Genomic DNA, 756 nt, shown 5'->3' on the forward strand with positions numbered 1-756 from the left:
GTTTAACCCGGCGGGGATGTCCTCGAAATACAGTGTTCCCGTGGTCCCGTAAATTAACGAGATCCCGTACAACGATAAGCCGGACGCGAACACGGCGGTAAGGATGTATTTGGCACCCGCCTCGGCCGATTGTTGCTTGTACTTGTCAAAAGCGGCAAGTGTTGCCATCGGTATGGATGCCGTTTCCAGCCCGATAAAGAACATCAGGAAGTTCCCGGCCGAAATCATGAAGTACATACCTAGCAGCGTGGCCAGCGTGATCATGTAGAATTCTCCCCGGCGAATAATCGTGCGCTCGCTGGAAAGCCAGTTATTGGCTTGCATGAACACGAGCAGCGTTCCGATGCTCAGGATGGATTTCATGACCCCACCCATTGCCGTGCTGTGATACATCCCTCCGAAAGCCGTCACGTCCGGGGCGGGCCAGATATTCAGCAGGATATGAATACCCACGAGAATACAAGCTATCGGTTGAAAATACCTTAGGCTTTTCGGGGTACCGAATATGTCGTAAATTAAGAGTATAACGATCACCGCTACCAGTGATATTTCCTCCTTCATTAATAAGAAATTAGCGTAACCCATTTTTATTTTAGATTTTAGATTTTAAATTTTAAATTCCAGCCGCGCAAGGCTGACGCTTTTTGATTTCCTAGTTTTAGCTTTAATAACAAGATAGTATTCCAGCTCCTCCTCTGTTCTCCCTCCCCATCCCCCCTTCGGGGTACTTCCCCTCAGGCAGGGGAAGAAAGAGGT

1 protein-coding gene is annotated in these 756 nt (G+C 48.5%); it reads right to left on the reverse strand.

Annotated features, from left to right (window positions below; translation table 11 throughout):
* On the reverse strand, positions 1-585 hold a 585-nt coding region (locus tag AB5542_RS20645; protein ID WP_368243418.1), incomplete at its 3' end, for a proton-conducting transporter membrane subunit.
* Positions 586-756: the final 171 nt, after the last annotated feature.

Origin of the sequence: Butyricimonas sp. RTP31003st1_G1_RTP31003_210430 (genome assembly GCF_040920905.1) — a bacterium.
Lineage (GTDB): Bacteria > Bacteroidota > Bacteroidia > Bacteroidales > Marinifilaceae > Butyricimonas > Butyricimonas paravirosa.